This window comes from Streptomyces sp. JNUCC 63, from assembly GCF_054366325.1.
Window position 1 is genome coordinate 5887205 of sequence record NZ_CM135963.1, and the last position, 20190, is coordinate 5907394.

Annotated in this window: 12 protein-coding genes and 1 pseudogene; 5 read left to right on the forward strand and 8 right to left on the reverse strand. The window is 72.5% G+C overall.

Features of this window, described 5'->3' with window-relative positions:
* Window positions 1–52 precede the first annotated feature (52 nt).
* The 6 genes and pseudogenes from ACX25U_RS27050 to ACX25U_RS27075 all read right to left on the reverse strand — a co-directional run.
* Window positions 53–901, reverse strand: coding sequence for an HpcH/HpaI aldolase/citrate lyase family protein (locus tag ACX25U_RS27050; protein WP_454394531.1), 849 nt, complete (start codon window positions 899–901; stop codon window positions 53–55).
* A 5-nt stretch (window positions 902–906) separates the two neighbouring features.
* Window positions 907–2130, reverse strand: a complete 1224-nt coding sequence (locus tag ACX25U_RS27055; protein WP_454383786.1) for a CaiB/BaiF CoA transferase family protein — start codon at window positions 2128–2130, stop codon at window positions 907–909.
* Window positions 2127–3632 carry an ADP-ribosylglycohydrolase family protein gene (locus tag ACX25U_RS27060; RefSeq protein WP_454383787.1) on the reverse strand — a complete coding sequence of 502 codons (1506 nt, stop codon included), beginning with the start codon at window positions 3630–3632 and terminating at the stop codon, window positions 2127–2129. The genes ACX25U_RS27055 and ACX25U_RS27060 overlap by 4 nt, the downstream gene beginning before the upstream one ends.
* Entirely contained in the window at window positions 3620–4822 is a 1203-nt protein-coding gene (locus ACX25U_RS27065) for an ADP-ribosylglycohydrolase family protein (RefSeq protein WP_454383788.1), read from the reverse strand. The genes ACX25U_RS27060 and ACX25U_RS27065 overlap by 13 nt, the downstream gene beginning before the upstream one ends.
* 8 nt (window positions 4823–4830) lie before the next feature.
* The gene (locus tag ACX25U_RS27070) at window positions 4831–5946 is read right to left on the reverse strand and encodes an ADP-ribosylglycohydrolase family protein (RefSeq protein WP_454383789.1); all 1116 of its coding nucleotides are present in this window, start codon (window positions 5944–5946) and stop codon (window positions 4831–4833) included.
* 463 nt (window positions 5947–6409) lie between these two features.
* Window positions 6410–7412: pseudogene (locus tag ACX25U_RS27075) on the reverse strand (ADP-ribosylglycohydrolase family protein); the annotation flags it as partial.
* A 292-nt stretch (window positions 7413–7704) separates the two neighbouring features.
* On the opposite strand from ACX25U_RS27075, the gene ACX25U_RS27080 reads away from it, so the two are divergent.
* From ACX25U_RS27080 to ACX25U_RS27090, 3 genes are all read left to right on the forward strand, one after another.
* Window positions 7705–8436, forward strand: coding sequence for a VIT1/CCC1 transporter family protein (locus ACX25U_RS27080; RefSeq protein ID WP_454383790.1), 732 nt, complete (start codon window positions 7705–7707; stop codon window positions 8434–8436).
* Window positions 8437–8949: 513 nt separating this feature from the next.
* The gene (gene gltB, locus ACX25U_RS27085) at window positions 8950–13488 is read left to right on the forward strand and encodes a glutamate synthase large subunit (RefSeq protein ID WP_454394533.1); all 4539 of its coding nucleotides are present in this window, start codon (window positions 8950–8952) and stop codon (window positions 13486–13488) included.
* Window positions 13481–14944, forward strand: a complete 1464-nt coding sequence (locus ACX25U_RS27090) for a glutamate synthase subunit beta (protein ID WP_454383791.1) — start codon at window positions 13481–13483, stop codon at window positions 14942–14944. The genes gltB and ACX25U_RS27090 overlap by 8 nt, the downstream gene beginning before the upstream one ends.
* 171 nt (window positions 14945–15115) lie before the next feature.
* Here the strand turns inward: ACX25U_RS27090 and ACX25U_RS27095 are convergent, their stop codons facing one another.
* Window positions 15116–16030: a chitosanase gene (locus ACX25U_RS27095; RefSeq protein ID WP_454383792.1), complete on the reverse strand. Its 915-nt coding sequence runs from the start codon at window positions 16028–16030 to the stop codon at window positions 15116–15118.
* 150 nt (window positions 16031–16180) lie between these two features.
* The gene (locus ACX25U_RS27100) at window positions 16181–17080 is read right to left on the reverse strand and encodes a hypothetical protein (RefSeq protein WP_454383793.1); all 900 of its coding nucleotides are present in this window, start codon (window positions 17078–17080) and stop codon (window positions 16181–16183) included.
* Window positions 17081–17195: 115 nt separating this feature from the next.
* Between ACX25U_RS27100 and ACX25U_RS27105 the strand changes: the two genes are divergently transcribed.
* Both ACX25U_RS27105 and pepN read left to right on the forward strand, forming a co-directional pair.
* Complete coding sequence (locus ACX25U_RS27105; RefSeq protein ID WP_454383794.1) at window positions 17196–17546, forward strand: chorismate mutase; 351 nt, start codon at window positions 17196–17198, stop codon at window positions 17544–17546.
* Window positions 17547–17648: 102 nt separating this feature from the next.
* Window positions 17649–20162 carry an aminopeptidase N gene (gene pepN, locus ACX25U_RS27110; RefSeq protein WP_454383795.1) on the forward strand — a complete coding sequence of 838 codons (2514 nt, stop codon included), beginning with the start codon at window positions 17649–17651 and terminating at the stop codon, window positions 20160–20162.
* Window positions 20163–20190: the final 28 nt, after the last annotated feature.

Genomic DNA, 20190 nt, shown 5'->3' on the forward strand with positions numbered 1-20190 from the left:
GACCCGGCCCTCCTACTCGATTCGGCACCTGGTGTCAGTGCCTGATGTCAGCTCAGCACCGGCGGGCCAGCGCCAGGGTGCGCCGGGCCGCCGCCACCACCGCCGCGTCGATGAAGCGGCCGTCCGGGAGGGCCTGGGCGCCGCGGTCCGTGGTGGCCGCCTTGACGATCGTCTCCGCTTCCTCGAGTTCGCGGTCGGTCGGCAGGTAGGCGCGTTCGATGATCGGCAACTGGCGGGGGTGGATGGCCGCGCGGCCGAGGAAGCCGAGGGCGCGGCCGTGGGCGCAGGAGGCCGCCAGGCCCTCCAGGTCACGGATGTCGGGGTGCACGGACTGGGCCGGAGGGGCGAGTCCGGCCGCGCGGGCGGCCACCACGACACGGGCGCGGGACCAGTCCAGTCCGGAGTCCCGCTGCACGCCCAGGTCCGCACGCAGGTCCGACTCGCCGATCGAGACGCCGCGCAGGCAGGGGTGCGCGGAGGCGATGGCGTAGGCGCGCTCGATGGCCAGGGCCGTTTCCAGGAGGGCGTACAGCGGGGGCCCCGACCCGTCCGCCGGCGACGGGCTCCGAGCGGCCTTCGCGCGTGCCGCGACGCGGACGACCTGCTCGGCGGACGTCACCTTCGGCAGCCGCAGCCCGGCCAGACCCGGCCGGTGCGCCACCGCCGTCAGATCCGCGGCGGCCAGCGGTCCGTCGACGGCGTTGACGCGCACGTGGACCGGGACCGGCGGCGGCTCGCTCAGCAGCTCGGCGGTGGCGCCACGGGCGTACTCCTTGCGGTCCGGGGCGACCGCGTCCTCCAGGTCGACGACGACCACGTCCGCGCCGGAGGCGAGGGCCTTGGTGACGACGTGTGGACGGTCGCCGGGGACGTACAGCCAGGTCAGCGGGAACGGGACGATGGCCGTCACAGGGCGCCCTCCGCGCGCAGCGCGGCCAGTTCCTCCGGGGTGAGGCCCAGCTCGGTCAGCACCGCGTCCGTGTCCGCGCCGTGCGGACGGCCCGCCCAGCGGACCGCGCCCGGGGTGGCGGAGAGCCGGAAGAGGACGTTCTGCATGCGCAGCCGGCCCAGCTCCGGGTCGTACAGCGTGGTGAAGGTGCCCAGGGCCTGGTACTGCGGGTCGGCCATCACGTCCCGTACGTCCTGGACCGGCGCGATCGCCGCCTGGGCCTTCTCGAAGGCGGACAGGACCTCGGTGCGGGTGTGCCGGGCGATCCAGCCGCCGACCGCCTCGTCGAGCACGTCGGCGTGCGCGGCCCGCCCCGCGCCGGTCGCGAACCACGGCTCCTCGATCAGCTCCGGGCGGCCCACCAGGCGCATCACGCGTTCCGCGACCGACTGGGCCGACGTCGAGACGGCCACCCAGGTGCCGTCCGAGGTGCGGTAGGTGTTGCGCGGGGCGTTGTTCCGGGTGCGGTTGCCGGTGCGGGGCTGGACGTAGCCGAGCTGGTCGTACCACAGGGGCTGAGGGCCGAGGACGGTCAGGATCGGCTCGATGATCGCCATGTCGACGATCTGCCCCTCGCCGGTGCGCTCCCGTGCCGCGAGCGCGGTCATCACCGCGTACGCCGTCGCCAGTCCCGCGATCGCGTCGGCGAGCCCGAACGGCGGGAGCGTCGGCGGCCCGTCCGGCTCGCCGGTGATCGCGGCGAACCCGCTCAGCGCCTCGGCGAGGGTGCCGAAGCCGGGGCGGGGCGCGTACGGGCCGAACTGGCCGAACCCGGTGACCCGGGCCAGGACCAGACGCGGATTGACCGCCGACAGCTCCGGCCAGCCCAGCTCCCACCTCTCCAGGGTGCCGGGCCGGAAGTTCTCCACGATCACGTCGGCGCCGGCGGCCAGCCGCAGCAGGGTGCGGCGGCCACCGGGCCTGGACAGGTCCAGCGTGATCGTGCGCTTGTTCCGGCCGAGCAGTTTCCACCACAGGCCGACGCCGTTCTTCGACGGACCGTGGCCGCGCGACGGGTCGGGCTTCGTCGGATGCTCGACCTTGATCACCTCGGCGCCGAAGTCGCCGAGCATGGTGGCGGCGATCGGCCCGGCGAAGAGGGTGGCGAGATCGAGCACGCGGAGACCGGTGAGCGGGGCGGTGGGCTCCGCCTCGGGCCTGTGCGGCGTATGGGGCGTCATGGGCGGGACGCCTCCCGGTGGGTGAGCTGGGCCAGGGTGTCGAAGCCGATGCCGTTGAAGTCGCCGACGGACGTGGCCAGTCGGTTCTTCAGCGGGGCCGTCCAGCGGTCGGGGAGAGCGACCGGGGAACCGGCGAGCAGGGCGGCGATGGAGCCGGCCGTGGCGCCGTTGGAGTCGGTGTCCCAACCACCCGAGACGGCACGGCAGATGGAGCCGGTGAAGTCGCCGTCGGCGTGGGTGAGGGCGGCGGCGGTCAGGGCGGTGTTGGGGACGGCGTGGACCCAGTGGTGGGTGGCGGAGTGGGTGGCGTGGAGCGCGTCCACGACGGCGTCGAAGTCCTCATGGGTCCTCGCGAGCCGGATGGCGTGGCGGACGGCCCGGGCGAGCCGGGAGCCGGGCGGTACGACGGTCAGGCCGGTGGCCAGGCAGGCGTGGACGTCGTGCGTTCCGGTCGCCGCGGTGGCGATGACGGCGGCGGCGAACATCGCGGCGTAGACGCCGTTCGCGGTGTGGGTGAGGGTGGCGTCGCGGTACGCCTGTTCGGCCGCGGCGGCCGGGTCGCCGGGGTTGGTCCAGCCGTGCACGTCGGCGCGGATCAGGGCGCCGATCCACTCGCGGAAGGGGTTGCGGTGGCGGGCGGTGTGCGGGGGGTCGATGCCGAGGAGGAGGTTGCGGTAGGCGACGCGTTCGGCGGTGAAGGCGCGGCCGGCGGGGAGTTCGTCGAGCCAGAGGCGGGCCACGTCGGTGGTGGTGAAGTCCCTGCCGTGGCGTTGCAGGAGGAGGAGGCCGAGGACGGGGTAGTCGAGGTCGTCGTCCTCGGGCATGCCGTCGATGTTCTCGGCGAGGGAGGTGGCCGCGGAGCGGCGGTTCCAGGGGTACGCGGCGAGGAGGTCGTCGGGGACGGCTTTTGCCGTGAACCAGGTGTTCAGGGGCCAGTTGCCGGTGCACTGGGCGAGTTGGCGGATGCCGGTGAGGGGGAGCTTTTCCACGGGTTTCCCCAGCAGGCACCCTGCGGCGCGGCCCAGCCAGGCGGCTTCCAGGCGGGCCTGGGTGGTGCGTGCTGTGGGGGTGGGGACACTCGCCCGCGCTTGCGGGGTGCCTCCCCCAACCTCTTCGAGCAGGGGGGACCCCCAGCCCACCCTCCCCGAAGTTCTCGACTCCGCTCGAACAGGGGGGACCCCCATCGCCCCAGCGGCACGACTGCCCGCAGGCTGCGCGACCGGCCAGTTCGGGCACAGGGCTTTGATCTTGGGGAGGTCTGTTGGCTCCGTGTCCGTCAAGCGGCTTGGCAGCTCGGACAGTTCGTCCAGGAGGTCTTCTGCCAGGAGGCGCAGGTAGCGGGAGGCGGGTTGGGGGGAAGCGCCCGCGCGGGGTGGGGCCTCGGGGCCGCCCGCGGCTCGCCAGCGGGTGGCGACGGCCGAGGGTTCGCGGCCGTCCTGTGCCGCCTGGCACAGTTCGTGGCCCAGCAGGTCCTCCGGCTGGACCCAGGTCAGTCGGAGCATCCCGGCCCTCCCAACTCGGTGAACGCCCGCTCGTGGGCGCGACGCCGCCGTACGTCCCGTTCGAAGATCTCCCGGGTCACTCCGGCCAGCGTGCGTCCCGGTTCCCACAGGTCCAGGCGGCTGGCCTCCGCCACCGTCTTCGCCCAGTTCTCCGGGACCGGCGAGCCCAGCGCTCCCGCCAGCGCCCCGGCCATCGTCGCGATGGAGTCGCAGTCGCGGCCGTAGTTCACCGCGCCGAGGACGGCCTGCCGGAAGTCGCCGCGTGCCACCGTCAGCATGCCCAGTGCGACGGGCAGTTCCTCGATCGCGTGCAGACGGGACGGGCGGCGGGCGCCCAGGGAAGGGTTGCGGTAGTCCGGGCCCACCGTGTCGTACGGCGCGACCGCCTCCCGCAGGGGGCCCAGCGCCGACTCGAAGTCGGTGTGGCGGCGGGCCGCTTCGCAGACCTTCTCGATCGCGGCCCGGGTGCCGTCCTTCGCCAGCGACAGGCACGCCGTCACCACCGAGTCCGGCGTCGCGCCCGGTGCGCACGCCGCCGCGACCCCGGCCGCGAGGACGCCCGCGGCCTCCCTGCCGTACGAGGACTGGTGGGCGCCGGCGATGTCGAGGGCCTCGGCGTACGCGGCCGTCGGGTTGGCCGCGTTGACCAGGCCGACCGGGGCCGTGTACATCGCGGCACCGCAGTTGACGATGTTGCCGGTGCCGGCCTCGCGCGGATCGACGTGGCCGTAGTGCAGCCGTGCCACCAGCCACTTCTCCGCCAGGAAGATCCGGTGCAGCGGCAGCGCCTCCGCCTCGAGCTCCGGGATCCAGCGCGGATTCGTCATCAGGTCGGGGACCAGGTGGTCGGCGATCGCGTAGGCGTCGAGGTGGTCGCGGACACGCGCGTACACCCGTACCAGGGCGTGCGTCATCAACGTGTCGTCGGTGACGTGGCCGTCTCCCTTGTGGTACGGGGCGATCGGGCGGGCAGTGCGCCAGTTCTCGCCGTGCCAGGGGCCGACGACGCCGTGCACGCGGCCGCCGTGGCGCTCGAGGATCCGGTCGGGGGAGTGGCCCTCGACGGGGCCGCCGAGGGCGTCGCCGACGGCCGCTCCGACGAGCGCGCCGGTGATCCGTTCCTCCAGGCTCGTACCCCGGACCGCGCCTCGGCCCTGTTCTCCTTCGAATGTGTCTCCTTTGGGTGTCATGCCCCGAATCATCCCCCTGGAGGCGCCGGTTGTTCGGCTTCGAGGAGTTCGGCGAGTTCCACCAGGTCGGTGCCGGTGAGGTGGGGCAGGACGCAGCCGGACAGGGTGCGGCAGGCCTCCCGCCAGGACTCCGGGACGGCCTCGGCGCCGCCCAGCGCACCGGTGAGCGCGCCCGCCAGGGCCGGGGCCGAGTCGGCCACCCGGGACAGGCAGGCGGCGGCCGGCAGCGCGTGGGCGATCCGGCCGTCCGCCGCCGCGGCCAGGGCGAGGGCGACCGGAACCGTCTCGGCGGCGGCGACGCCGTAGCTGTAGACGTGGTCGACGATCTGGTGCTCCAGCAGCGGTACGAGCGCGAACGCGCCCTCGGTGTCCCGGGCGAGGCGCAGGGCGTGCCGGGCGTTGCGGCCGATCTCCGTCTCCTCGGGCAGCTCGGCCAGCGCGGCCGTGACGCAGTGCTCGACCTCCGCGCCGGCCAGCGCCAGGGCGAGCGCCGCCGCCATCGCGCGGGCGCCGTGGACGCCGTCGCCGTCCTGGGTGTAGCGGGCGTCGAACTCGGCCAGCGCGGCGGCGCGCCGGGGGTCGCCCGGGTGGGCGGCGGCCAGCACACAGGCCCGTACGCAGGCGGCGTCGTCGAAGTAGTGCGGGTTGTCGTGGCCGGTGGCGGGCGGGCGCAGTCCGGTCGCCAGGTTGCCGAGGCCGGCCCGGACGGAGATACGGGCGCGCAGCGGCAGTACCGCCGACTCGATCTCGGGTGCGCGTTCGGCCGCCGCCGCGACCTCGCCGGCCAGGGTGTTCCAGGTCAGGTCGATCGCGGCCCTGGTGCGCCGCTCCCGGCTGAGGTCGCCGAGCACGTCGTCGTCCCCGGCCCGCAGCAGCGCCTCCGCCGAGAACACCGCCCACTCGGCGTCGTCGGAGGGGCCGAGCCGCAATGGCTCCGGGGGCTGGTTGAGCGCGATGGGGACGGGAAGCGTGGTCGTGGCGTTCTGCTCGGCGAAGACATCCAGCTCACGGGTGAGCCGCCTGGTCCACTCCGGCATCCGAGCAGCCCGATGCCGTCCCGCGGGCCACCCGGCGGCGTCCCCCGCGGCCAGCCCGAGCAACAGTCCCTCGATCCGGCGCGTCACGACGAGACCTCGCCTTTGCCCACGGTGAGAACACGGGAGACGGGGAGGGGACGGGCGGCGGCGGGGGCGGGACGCGCGCCACGCCCGCCGAGGCCGCCCGGCGGCGTGGCGGCGCCACACCATGCGGTGGTGCTGGAACGTACCGGGACGCCGGCCCGCGGGGAGGTGTCGGCCCCTAGGGGGACCTCGGACCGTACGAGAGCGTCCAGCCGCACAACATCCTCTGACCGCACCCGATCCCCGGTCCGCGCCGGGTCGCCTGCCCGCGCCCGATTCCCGGTCCGTGCCCGATTCCCGGTCCGTGCCCGATTCCCGGTCCGTGCCCGATTCCCGGTCCGTGTCTGATTCCCGGCCCGTGCCGGGTCTTCCGCCCGCACCCGATCCCCGGCTCGCACCGGATTTCCGGCCCGTGCGGCACCCTCCCGTCGCCCGGGCGTCGGGTCGCTCTCGGGTGTACAGCGCGCCACCAGGAGGTCCGCCACCTCCAGTACGTGCCGCCCCGTCATCGACGGCAGGCAGCTGCCTCGGGCCGGGGCGATGGCCGTTGCCCAGGGCTCGGGGATGGCCGAGGCACCCTGGGTCGCGCCTGCCAGGGCGCCGGCGACCGCTGCCGTGGTGTCGGCGTCGCGGCCCATGTTCACGGCGGTGAGGACGGCGTCGCGGAAGTCGCCGTCGGCTGCCGCGTACGCGCCGAAGGCGAGGGCGACCGCCTCGGGGGCCAGGTCGGACCAGGGGTAGCCGGCGACGACCACCGCGGAGCGGACCGCGCGTTCGCCGCGGTGGGCGGCGGCCGTGGCCTGGCGCAGCGAGCGGGCGGTCCAGGAGTCGTCCGGGACGACGGCGAGCGCGGCCGCCACGACCGCGACCGGCGGCGCGCCCGCCATCGCCGCCGCGACCCCGGCGGCCACCGCCCGGCCGCCGTGGATGCCCTCGCCCTCGTGGCTGACCGAGCCGTCGATCGCCACCAGCCGGGCCGCCTCGGCGGGACGCCCGGCGGCGAACACCCCGAACGGCGCCGCCCGCATGGCCAGGCCGTCGCTCCAGGCGTGCCGGTGCTGGGCGGAGACGGGCGCGGCCAGGCCCCGGCGCAGGTTCTCCAGGGTGCCGCGTTCGCTGAAGCCGGCGCCGTGGAAGGGGCACTCCGCGCGGTCGGCGATGTGCTCGTGCCACGCCGCCTCCACATGGGCGGGTGTGAGCGCGGAGCCGTACCGGGCCAGCAGAAGGCCGGAGAAGATGGCGTACTCGGTGTCGTCGGTGCCGGCCGGGTGCTCGGTGACGTAGCCGGTGATACGGCCCCAGCGGGCGCGGATCTCGGACGGCTTCAGGTTCTCCGCGGGCGCCCCGAGGGCGTCTCCGACGGCGAGGCCGAGCAGCGCGCCGCGCGCCCGTTCGCGAAGCGAGGCCGTGACCGGGGCCGTGACCGGGGCCGGGGCGGGGGCCTGAGGGACGCGGGTGGTCGATCCCATGACGGGCTCTCCTCTCGGGGCGCCCCGCCGGGCGGGAGCCCTCTGCGGATCTGTCCCCGGTACAGCGCTCCGTGCAGCCTCGCGAGCCCCAGCATCACCCGTACGACATCTGTGCACTACATAGCACGGATGAGCGATGCGGCGTAAAACCCCAGGTTAGCCCAGCCTTCCCTTGCTGGCGGCGGGGGATTTTCCGACGTAGATTCGGTGTTGTCGAAAAATAGAACTCGTCCAAAAGTCAGCCTTACCTAAGTTCTTGCCCAGGTTCGCAACGCCTTCCAGGGGGACCCTCATGGCCATCATCGACACCGAAGCGACGCTCCACGAGGCGCACCGCGACAACCACACGCACCGCGACGTGAACGGCGGCTGGCTGCGCCCGGCGGTCTTCGGCGCGATGGACGGCCTGGTCTCCAACCTCGCCCTGATGACCGGTGTCGCGGGCGGCTCGGTGGGCCAGCAGACCATCGTCCTCACCGGCCTCGCGGGCCTGGCCGCCGGCGCCTTCTCCATGGCGGCCGGCGAGTACACCTCCGTCGCCTCGCAGCGCGAGCTCGTCGAGGCCGAGCTGGACGTCGAGCGCCGCGAGCTGCGCAAGCACCCGGAGGACGAGGAGCGGGAGCTCGCCGCCCTGTACGTGTCGCGGGGCGTCGAGCCGGGCCTCGCCCACGAGGTGGCCCGGCAGCTGTCGAAGGACCCCGAGCAGGCCCTGGAGATACACGCCCGCGAGGAGCTGGGCGTCGACCCGGGCGACCTGCCCTCCCCGATGGTCGCCGCGGTGTCGTCCTTCGGCTCGTTCGCGCTCGGCGCGCTGCTGCCCGTACTGCCCTACCTGCTGGGTGCCGGCGCCCTGTGGCCGGCCGTGCTCCTCGCCCTCCTCGGGCTGTTCGCCTGTGGCGCGGTGGTGGCCAAGGTCACCGCGCGCAGCTGGTGGTACAGCGGTTTGCGGCAGCTTGCCCTGGGTGGTGCAGCCGCAGGTGTGACCTACGCCCTGGGTGCGCTGTTCGGAACCGCCATTGGATGATGTGCTGGGACTTATGCGCTCGGCCGTATGAGTACACCATTGCTCGACACCCTTGTCCGGCATCACTGCTCGACACTGTTACTCGCTGGTTTCGACCGCATGACCGCTGGGCATGAGCCGTAAGTGCCGCGGGCAATGACGCCGCTGCCGCGCACCCACGGGGCCGGGTGACACCGCCCTCCCCGTCCCCCGGGCCGACGGACACCGATCCGACCGATCTCGTCCGCCGTCGGCCTCCACAGCCTTCACCGCCGGGCGCGGTACCCGTCGTCGCCTGCGGTGCCCGCATGCTGGAACGGAATATCCGCTTCCCGAGAGCCGTTCCATCATGTAATCTGCACGACATTTCCGGACTTCACGCAGAGGGCCAACGTCGTCCCTCGGCACCAGCTCTCCCAGAGCCTCAAGGGCCTGGGAGGTGCCCCCAGCCACATGACGACGACGGGAGAGCCGATGCGTATGCCGCGCCAGCCGTCCCAGCATTCCGCGAACGACCGCCTGAACCGGTCCTTCATGGATGCTCGCCCTGCCGCGCAGGGAATGTACGACCCCCGCGACGAGCACGACGCCTGCGGCGTCGGCTTCGTGGCCACCCTCACCGGCGAGGCGAGCCATGCGCTGGTCGAGCAGGCGCTCACCGTCCTGCGCAACCTCGAACACCGCGGCGCGACCGGCTCCGAGCCCGACTCCGGCGACGGCGCGGGCCTGCTGTCCCAGGTCCCGGACGCCTTCCTGCGCGAGGTGGCCGGATTCGACCTGCCCGCGGCCGGCGCCTACGCCGTCGGCATCGCCTTCCTGCCCGAGGACGGCACCGCGGACACCGTCTCGCGGATCGAGACGATCGCCGCCGACGAGGGCCTGACCGTCCTCGGCTGGCGCGAGGTGCCGGTCGCCCCCGAGCTGCTGGGTGCCACCGCCCGCTCCACCATGCCCGTCTTCCGCCAGCTGTTCGTCACCGACGGTGTGAGCGAGGGCATCGCCCTGGACCGCAAGGCGTTCGTGCTGCGCAAGCGCGCCGAGCGTGAGGTGGGTGTCTACTTCCCGTCGCTGTCCGCCCGCACCCTCGTCTACAAGGGCATGCTCACCACCGGTCAGCTGGAGCCGTTCTTCCCGGACCTGTCCGACCGCCGTTTCGCCTCCGCGATCGCGCTCGTCCACTCCCGCTTCTCCACGAACACCTTCCCGAGCTGGCCGCTCGCGCACCCCTACCGGTTCGTCGCGCACAACGGCGAGATCAACACCGTCAAGGGCAACCGCAACTGGATGCGCGCCCGCGAGTCCCAGCTGGTCTCGGATCTCTTCGGAGACCAGGAGAAGCTGGAGCGGATCTTCCCGGTCTGCACGCCGGACGCCTCCGACTCCGCCTCCTTCGACGAGGTCCTGGAGCTGCTGCACCTCGGCGGCCGCTCGCTGCCGCACTCGGTCCTGATGATGATCCCGGAGGCGTGGGAGAACCACGACTCGATGGACCCGGCCCGGCGCGCCTTCTACCAGTACCACTCCACGATGATGGAGCCCTGGGACGGCCCCGCCTGCGTCGCCTTCACCGACGGCACCCAGGTCGGCGCCGTACTGGACCGCAACGGCCTGCGCCCCGGCCGCTACTGGGTCACCGACGACGGCCTCGTCGTCCTCGGCTCCGAGGTCGGCGTCCTCGACATCGACCCGGCCAAGGTCGTCCGCAAGGGCCGCCTGCAGCCCGGCCGCATGTTCCTCGTCGACACCGCCGAGCACCGCATCATCGAGGACGACGAGATCAAGGCGGCCCTCGCCGCCGAGCAGCCCTACGCCGACTGGCTGCAGGCCGGTGAGATCGAGCTGGGTGACCTGCCCGAGCGCGAGCACATCGTCCACACCCACGCCTCGGTCACCCGCCGCCAGCAGACCTTCGGCTACACCGAGGAGGAGCTGCGCGTCATCCTCGCGCCGATGGCCAAGGCCGGCGCCGAGCCGATCGGCTCCATGGGCACCGACTCGCCGATCGCCGCCCTCTCCGAGCGCCCGCGGCTGCTCTTCGACTACTTCACCCAGCTGTTCGCCCAGGTCACCAACCCGCCGCTGGACGCGATCCGCGAGGAGCTGGTCACCTCTCTGCGCAGCTCGCTGGGCCCTCAGGGCAACCTGCTGGAGCCGACCGCGGCCTCCTGCCGGTCCGTCGTCCTGCCCTTCCCGGTGATCGACAACGACGAGCTGGCCAAGCTCATCCACGTCAACGCCGACGGCGACATGCCCGGCTTCAAGGCCGCGACCCTCTCCGGCCTGTATCGGGTCTCCGGCGGTGGTGACGCCCTCGCCGCCCGCATCGAGGAGATCTGCGCCGAGGCCGACGCCGCCATCGGCAACGGCGCCCGCCTGATCGTCCTGTCCGACCGGCACTCCGACGCCGAGCACGCGCCGATCCCGTCGCTGCTGCTCACGGCGGCCGTCCACCACCACCTCATCCGCACCAAGCAGCGCACCCACGTGGGCCTGCTGGTCGAGGCCGGCGACGTCCGCGAGGTCCACCACGTCGCCCTGCTCATCGGCTACGGCGCCGCCGCCGTCAACCCGTACCTGGCGATGGAGTCCGTCGAGGACCTGGTCCGCGCCGGCACCTTCCTGCCGGGCGTCGAGCCCGAGAAGGCCATCCGCAACCTCATTCACGCCCTCGGCAAGGGCGTGCTGAAGGTCATGTCCAAGATGGGCATCTCGACCGTCGCCTCCTACCGCGGCGCCCAGGTCTTCGAGGCCGTCGGCCTGGACGAGACCTTCGTCGACGAGTACTTCGACGGCACCGCCACCAAGATCGGCGGCGTCGGCATCGACGTCATCGCCCGGGAGGTCGCCGCCCGCCACGCCAAGGCCTACCCGGCCTCCGGCATCGCCCCGGCGCACCGCGCGCTGGAGATCGGCGGCGAGTACCAGTGGCGCCGCGAGGGCGAGCCGCACCTGTTCGACCCGGAGACGGTCTTCCGGCTGCAGCACTCCACGCACACCGGCCGCTACGACATCTTCAAGAAGTACACCTCGCGGGTGAACGAGCAGTCCGAGCGACTGATGACGTTGCGCGGCCTGTTCGGCTTCAGGTCCGGCCGCGCGCCGATCCCCGTCGACGAGGTCGAGCCGGTCTCCGCGATCGTCAAGCGCTTCTCCACCGGCGCCATGTCCTACGGCTCCATCTCCCAGGAGGCGCACGAGACCCTCGCCATCGCCATGAACCAGCTGGGCGGCAAGTCCAACACCGGTGAGGGCGGCGAGGACCCGGAGCGCCTGTACGACCCGGCGCGCCGCTCGGCGATCAAGCAGGTGGCCTCCGGCCGCTTCGGCGTGACCAGCGAGTACCTGGTGAACGCCGACGACATCCAGATCAAGATGGCTCAGGGCGCCAAGCCCGGCGAGGGCGGCCAGCTGCCCGGCCACAAGGTGTACCCGTGGGTGGCCAGGACCCGGTACTCCACCCCCGGTGTCGGCCTGATCTCCCCGCCGCCGCACCACGACATCTACTCCATCGAGGACCTGGCCCAGCTGATCCACGACCTGAAGAACGCCAACCCGCAGGCCCGCATCCACGTGAAGCTGGTCTCCGAGGTCGGCGTCGGCACGGTCGCGGCCGGCGTGTCCAAGGCCCACGCGGACGTCGTACTGATCTCCGGCCACGACGGCGGCACGGGTGCCTCTCCCCTCACGTCCCTGAAGCACGCGGGCGGCCCCTGGGAGCTGGGCCTCGCCGAGACCCAGCAGACCCTGCTGCTCAACGGCCTGCGCGACCGCATCGTCGTCCAGACCGACGGTCAGCTCAAGACCGGCCGTGACGTGGTGATCGCCGCGCTGCTGGGCGCCGAGGAGTTCGGTTTCGCGACCGCGCCGCTGGTCGTCTCCGGCTGCATCATGATGCGCGTGTGCCACCTGGACACCTGCCCGGTCGGCATCGCCACCCAGAACCCGGTGCTGCGCGAGCGGTTCTCCGGCAAGGCCGAGCACGTGGTGAACTTCTTCCAGTTCATCGCCGAGGAGGTCCGCGAGCTCCTGGCCGAACTGGGCTTCCGCTCCGTGGAGGAGGCCGTCGGCCACGCCGAGGTGCTCGACGTGACCCGCGCCGTCGACCACTGGAAGGCGCAGGGCCTGGACCTGGAGCCGCTGTTCCACGTGCCCGAACTGCCCGAGGGCGCGGTGCGCCACCAGGTGACCGCCCAGGACCACGGCCTGGAGAAGGCGCTCGACAACGAGCTGATCAGGCTCGCCGCCGACGCCCTGGCCGCGCCCGGCGCCGACGGTGCCCAGCCGGTGCGCGCCCAGGTCGCCATCCGCAACATCAACCGCACGGTCGGCACCATGCTCGGCCACGAGGTGACGAAGAGGTTCGGCGGTGCGGGCCTGCCCGACGACACCATCGACATCACCTTCACCGGCTCCGCCGGCCAGTCCTTCGGCGCCTTCGTTCCGCGCGGCATCACGCTGCGCCTGGAGGGCGACGCCAACGACTACGTCGGCAAGGGTCTGTCCGGCGGCCGGATCGTCGTACGCCCGGACCGCACGGCCGACCACCTCGCCGAGTACAGCGTCATCGCGGGCAACACCCTCGCCTACGGCGCGACCGGCGGCGAGATGTTCCTGCGCGGCAGGACAGGTGAACGTTTCTGTGTCCGCAACTCCGGAGCGCTGGTCGTCTCCGAGGGCGTGGGCGACCACGGCTGCGAGTACATGACCGGCGGCCGCGCGGTGGTCCTCGGCGAGACGGGCCGCAACTTCGCGGCCGGCATGTCCGGCGGCATCGCCTACGTCGTCGACCTGGACCGCGACAACGTCAACGCCGGCAACCTGGACTCGCTCGAGGCGCTGGACGACACCGACAGGCAGTGGCTGCACGAGGTGGTGCGCCGCCACCAGGAGGAGACGGGCTCCACCGTCGCCGGGAAGCTGCTCGCCGAGTGGGACACGGCCGTGGAGCGCTTCAGCAAGATCATCCCCAGTACGTACAAGGCAGTGCTCGCCGCCAAGGACGCCGCCGAGCGAGCCGGTCTGTCCGAGACCGAGATCACCGAGAAGATGATGGAGGCGGCGATCAATGGCTGACCCGAAGGGCTTCCTGAACCACGGCCGCGAGGTCGCCACCTCCCGCCCGGTCGAGGAGCGCAGGAAGGACTGGAACGAGGTCTACGTCCCCGGCTCCCTGCTGCCGATCATCAGCAAGCAGGCCGGCCGGTGCATGGACTGCGGCATCCCGTTCTGCCACAACGGCTGTCCGCTCGGGAACCTGATCCCGGAGTGGAACGACTACGCCTACCGCGAGGACTGGGCCGCCGCCTCCGAGCGCCTGCACGCCACGAACAACTTCCCGGAGTTCACCGGCCGGCTGTGCCCGGCCCCGTGCGAGTCGGCCTGCGTGCTCGGCATCAACCAGCCGCCGGTCACCATCAAGAACGTCGAGGTCTCGATCATCGACAAGGCGTGGGAGACCGGTGACGTCGCCCCGCGGATCCCCGAGCGGCTGTCCGGCAAGACCGTCGCCGTCATCGGCTCGGGCCCGGCGGGCCTGGCCGCCGCCCAGCAGCTGACCCGGGCCGGTCACACCGTCGCCGTCTACGAGCGCGCGGACCGCGTCGGAGGCCTCCTGCGGTACGGCATCCCCGAGTTCAAGATGGAGAAGCGGCACATCAACCGCCGTATCGAGCAGATGCGCGCGGAGGGCACCCGCTTCCGCACCGGCGTCGAGATCGGCCGCGACATCACGGCGACGGACCTGAGGAAGCGGTACGACGCGATCGTCGTCGCCGCCGGCGCCACGACCGCCCGTGACCTCCCCGTCCCCGGGCGGGAGCTGAAGGGCGTCCACCAGGCGATGGAGTACCTGCCGCTCGCCAACAAGGTGCAGGAGGGCGACTACGTGACCTCGCCGATCTCGGCCGAGGGCAAGCACGTCGTCGTCATCGGCGGCGGTGACACCGGCGCGGACTGCGTGGGCACCGCCCACCGCCAGGGCGCGGCCTCCGTCACCCAGCTGGAGATCATGCCGCGGCCGGGCGAGGAGCGGAACCCGGTGACCCAGCCGTGGCCGACCTTCCCGATGCTGTACAAGGTCACCTCGGCGCACGAGGAGGGCGGCGAGCGGGTCTACTCCGTCTCCACCACCCACTTCGAGGGCGACGAGGACGGCAACGTGCAGTGGCTGCACCTGGCCGAGGTCGAGTTCGTGGACGGCAGGCTGACCCGGAAGCCGGGCACCGAGCGCAGGATCCCCGCCCAGCTGGTCACCCTGGCCATGGGCTTCACCGGCACCGACCGGGTCAACGGCCTGGTCGAGCAGTTCGGCCTGGAGCTCGACGAGCGCGGTAACATCGCCCGCGACGCCGACTTCCGGACCAACGTGCCCGGCGTGTTCGTCGCCGGTGACGCCGGCCGCGGCCAGTCGCTCATCGTGTGGGCGATCGCCGAGGGCCGCTCGGCCGCCCGCGGGGTCGACCGTCACCTCGCGGGCGCCAGCGACCTGCCGGCCCCGATCCGCCCGACGGACCGCGCCCTGATGGTCTGAGCGCCGCACTTGTGACCTGAGGTCACCCCGAACACGTCCCGTACAACGGCGTACGGGCGGGATATCTGGGGGATTCCCCCAGACCCCCCGAGACGGCGCCTGCCCGAGTCCCCGACCGGACCAGGGGGCAGGCGCCGTCGCATGCCGGGGCGCCCGGGACGCCGGCGACGCCTACTCCACCCGGTACGTCTTCCCGTACATCGTCCACACCAGCGGCGTCCTCAGATCCATGTTCCCGTCGTTCAGGAACTGCCGCTGGGCCGCGTCGATGCGGTCGGTGCCGACGTCGGGCCTCTTGTCCTGCATGGCCTCGCGGTGGATCTTCAGGAAGATGTCGAGGTACGCCTTCTCGCTCCCGCCCATGGCCGGGGTGCCGGCCTGCTTCAGGACACGCTCGCGCAGGCCGTAGAAGCTGTCCGGGTCGACGCCGGGGCCGTGGAAGACCATCGCGTCGTAGTAGATGAACTGGCCCAGCGTGCTCAGGCCGTCCAGCTTGGCGAGGCGGACGGCGGGGCGGAAGTAGGAGCGGTCCCGCTCCGCCTCCTGAGCCTTGCGGAAGGCCGGCAGCTCCGACTCCGCCTTCCAGGCCGCGGTGAAGCCGGGGTCCAGACCCTCGTGGGAGTCCGTGCCGTTGACCTTGCGCAGCGCGGGCAGGTACGGGGCGAGGCCGTTGTCCGGGTGGTCCTCGGTGTAGCGCTCGACCAGGGTGAGCAGGTCCTGGGTGCCGGTGCAGAAGCCGATGATGCCGGCGGTGTAGCCCTGGCCGTCGCCGAAGTCCTCGATGGAGCCGTAGGTGGTGCGCCAGTCGAGCGTGGAGTGCACGGCGCTCGCCACTAGCCGATGGGCCAGCTCCTGCTTCGCGGGCGCGGCGAGACCCGGCGGGGCGTCGGCGATCACGTCGTCGTCCTCGGCCTCCTCCTGCGACTGCTCGGCCCGCGCCTTGGCGTCCTTGCGGGACTCGTGGGAGACCGACGTGTGCTTCCCTGTTTCCGTGGACGGCTCCGAGTCCTGGGGGTTGGCGGCGAGCAGGACCGCCAGCGCGACGGCCGGGGCGGCCATGAGCAGCAGTATTCCGGGACGTTTCATGACAGACACCTCTACGGCCCTGATCAGCCCCGATCAGACCGCCCCTCAGACAGTTCGGCAGCGAACAAAATAGCGAACCGTTGGGACAGGAGCGAAAGGCGGGGGCTGTGATCCTTCACGCCGGAGGGACGGGCTGATCCGTGCCCGGTCCTACGTGTCGCACTCCAGCACCGTCCGGCACAGTGCGCACCGCGCCCGCACCCGGCCCCGTACCGGCACGCGGATGCGCTGATGGCAGGTGGGGCAGGAGAAGGAGACCCGCAGCGGCTCCGGCCCGGCGGACGTGAAGGAGTAGGGGGCCGTCGGCTGGGTGAGCGACACCGGGCCGTGATCCTGGGCGTGGCGCCGGTCGCGGGCGTAGCGGCGCCGGCCCGCCCAGCCGGCGGCCGTCAGCGGCGGCTGCTGCCCGTCGCGGCGGGCCTGGGCCATGCCCTTGACGTACGCCTCGTAACCCTGCGGGCTGGTGAACCAGGTCGAGGGGTCCTCGCCGAAGACAAGTGCGCGCTTGGCCAGGACGTAGCCGAACTCCTCCGGCGTGAGGTAGCCGAGCTTCTGCGAGGACTCGCCGTGCTCCCGGAAGGCGTCCAGCAGCAGCCAGCCCGCGCCCAGATAGGTCGCCGCCGTGTCGGTGAGGATCTCGTTCTCCCGGGTGCCGGGGAAGTACAGGTCCAGGCGGTGCAGATAGACGTGCATCACCTCGTGCGCCAGGGCCGCGCCGATGTCCCGGCGGTGGGTGCGGAAGCGGTCGTTCAGCTCGACGAAGTACTCGGGGCCCGCCGTCAGCTCGACGTTCGCCGCGTGCGTCATCTCCCGGAAGCTGACGACCAGCCGCGCGTCCGGCAGCCGGTAGTGCCGCACCAGCTCCCGCGCCACGCGCTGAGCGCCCAGATGCAGGTCGTCGGTGTCGCAGAAGGCCACATCGGCCGGCGCCACACTGGTCGCGAACGTCTGAATGGTGCCGTACGACAACCGCCTGTACAGCGCGGTGATCGCGGCCCGCACCGTCTCCAGATGCGGATACCCGTGCTCGACCGGTCCGTCGTTCGCCACGTCGTACCCCCAAGGACGCCCGGGACTCCTTCTCACTCTATGCGCGCCCACCAACCTTTCGTGCCTGCCGGGCGGACATGATCGAACAGTCGCTCACCCCGTAGGGTTGTCGTCCATGAGCACCAGCAGTACCGGTACCGGTGACGTCGACCCCGCTGTGCGTGCGGAACTCGCGCGGTTGCGGGACAGCATCGACAACATCGACGCGGCCGTCGTCCACATGCTCGCCGAGCGGTTCAAGGCGACCCAGCAGGTCGGGCACCTGAAGGCCGCCCACCAGTTGCCGCCCGCCGACCCGGCCCGTGAGGCGCGGCAGATCGAGCGGCTGCGGGCCCTGGCGGAGAACGCCAAACTGGATCCGGCGTTCGCCGAGAAGTTCCTGAACTTCATCGTCGCCGAGGTGATCCGTCACCACGAGCGCATCGCCGAGGACAGCGGCATCGAAAGGCCCGCCGACGCCACCTGACCCCCACGTCCCGCACACGCCGTGCCGGGCGCACCGGCGTGCGCGAACGCCGTACGGCTGTCGGCGAAACGCCCTCGTGCCCTGCCGGTGCCATCGGGCAGCATGGCGTCCATGTCCGTACTCACGCGCGACGAAGCGCAGACCCGTGCCCAGCTCCTCGACGTCCACCACTACACCGTCGGCCTCGACCTGACCGGCGGGGACGACACCTTCGACTCCGTGACCGTCATCCGGTTCACCGTACGGGCCGGTCAGGACGTCACGGACACGTTCGTCGAGCTCAAGCCCGCCGACCTGCGCTCCGTCGCCCTCGACGGACAGCCCCTCGACCCGCAGGACCTCACCGAGAACCGTCTGCCGCTGAAGAACCTCACCCCCGGCGAGCACGAACTGCGCGTCGACGCCGCCATGCGCTACTCCCGCACCGGCGAGGGCATGCACCGCTTCACCGACCCCACCGACGGCGAGACCTACGTCTACACACAGCTGTTCATGGAGGACGTCCAGCGCGTCTTCGCCGCTTTCGACCAGCCCGACCTCAAGGCCGTCTTCGAGCTCTCCGTCAAAGCCCCCGAGGGATGGACCGTCCTCGCCAACGGCGTCACCGAGCACACCGGCGACGGCGTGTGGAAGGCCGCCCCCACCCCGCTGATCTCCACCTACCTCGTCGCCGTCGCCGCCGGCCCCTGGCACTCGGTGCGCACCGAGCACCGCGGCCTGCCCTTCGGCATCCACTGCCGCCGCTCCCTCGCCCCCCACCTCGACGCCGACGCCGAGGAGATCCTCGACGTCACGCGCGCGTGCTTCGACCGCTACCACGAGAAGTTCGACGAGCCGTACCCCTTCGACTCCTACGACCAGGCGTTCGTCCCCGAGTTCAACGCCGGCGCCATGGAGAACCCCGGCCTGGTCACCTTCCGCGACGAGTTCGTCTACCGCTCCGCCGTCACCGACACCGAGCGGCAGACCCGCGCCATGGTCATCGCCCACGAGATGGCCCACATGTGGTTCGGCGACCTCGTCACCCTCAAGTGGTGGGACGACATCTGGCTGAACGAGTCCTTCGCCGAGTACATGGGCTACCAGACCATCGCCGAGGCCACCCGCTTCACCGACACCTGGACCGACTTCGGCGTCGCCCGCAAGTCCTGGGGCTACGACGCCGACCAGCGGCCCTCCACCCACCCCGTCGCCCCCGAGGCCGTCGAGGACACCGCCTCCGCCCTGCTCAACTTCGACGGCATCTCCTACGCCAAGGGCGCCTCCGCCCTGCGCCAACTGGTCGCCTGGCTCGGCGAGAAGGACTTCCTGGCCGGCATCAACACCCACTTCGAACGCCACCGGTTCGCCAACGCCACCCTCGCCGACTTCATCGACTCCCTCGCCTCCGCCACCGACCGCGACGTCCACGCCTGGGCCGACGCCTGGCTGCGCACCACCGGCGTCGACACGCTCACCGCGTCCGTCGACGCCCGCCCCGGCGAGTGGACCCTCGCCCTCGACCGCGACGGCAGCCGCCCGCACCGGGTCACCGTCGGCGTCTACGACCGCGACCTCAGCGACGGCCGCACCCTGGTCGTACGGGAGCGCTACGAGACCGACGTCCCCCGCGACGGCGCCGCACAACCCCGCTCCGGCACCCGCCCCGCCCTCGTCGTGCCCAACGACCTCGACCTCACCTACGCCAAGATCCGCCTGGACGAGACCTCCCTGGAGACCGCCCTGCGCGGCCTGTCCGGCATCCCCGGCGCACTCACCCGCGCGGTGGTGTGGAACACGCTGCGCGACATGGTCCGCGACGGCGAACTCGCCCCCGCCGACTACCTGGCGACCGCCGCCGCCCACCTGCCCGAGGAGACCGACCTCGCCCTCGTCCAGGGCGTCCTGGCCTTCGCCACCACGCGGATCGCCGACCGGTACGTCCACCCCGAGCAGCGGCCCGCCGCCCTGGCCGGCCTCGGCTCCCTGTGCCGCGACCTCATCCGACGCACCGAGGACGGCGACAACCCGGGCCTGCGCCTGACCGCCGTACGCCACTTCATCGACGTCGCCACCCAGCCCGACACCATCGCCGCCTGGCTCGCCGACGGCACCGTACCCGGCGGCCCCGAACTCGACCCCGAGCTGCGCTGGCGCGTCCTCGCCCGGCTCGCCGTCCTCGGCGCCGCCGACGAGGCCGCCATCGCCGCCGAGCTGGAGCGCGACCCGTCCGCCACCGGCCAGGAGGGCGCCGCCCGCTGCCGTGCCGCACTGCCCGACGCCGGGGCCAAGCAGGCGGCCTGGGAGTCGATGTTCGCCACCGACGAGCGCACCGACCTGTCCAACTACCTGTTCACCGCCACCGCCCAGGGCTTCTGGCAGCCCGAACAGGCCGACCTCCTGCGGGACTACGTCCCCCGCTTCTACCAGGACGCCGTCGCCCTCGCCGCCCGCCGCGGCCCCGCCATCGCCGAGGCCGCCGGCCACTGGGCCTTCCCCGCCCACGCCGTCGACGCCGACCACCTCCGCCTGGGCGAGGCCTGCCTGCGCGACGCCACCCCGACCCCGGCGCTGCGCCGCAAACTCGTCGACCAGCTCGACGACCTGGCCCGCGCGCTACGGGTCCGGGAGGCGTAGAACACGGCCGGTCGCCGCCGGTGATCCC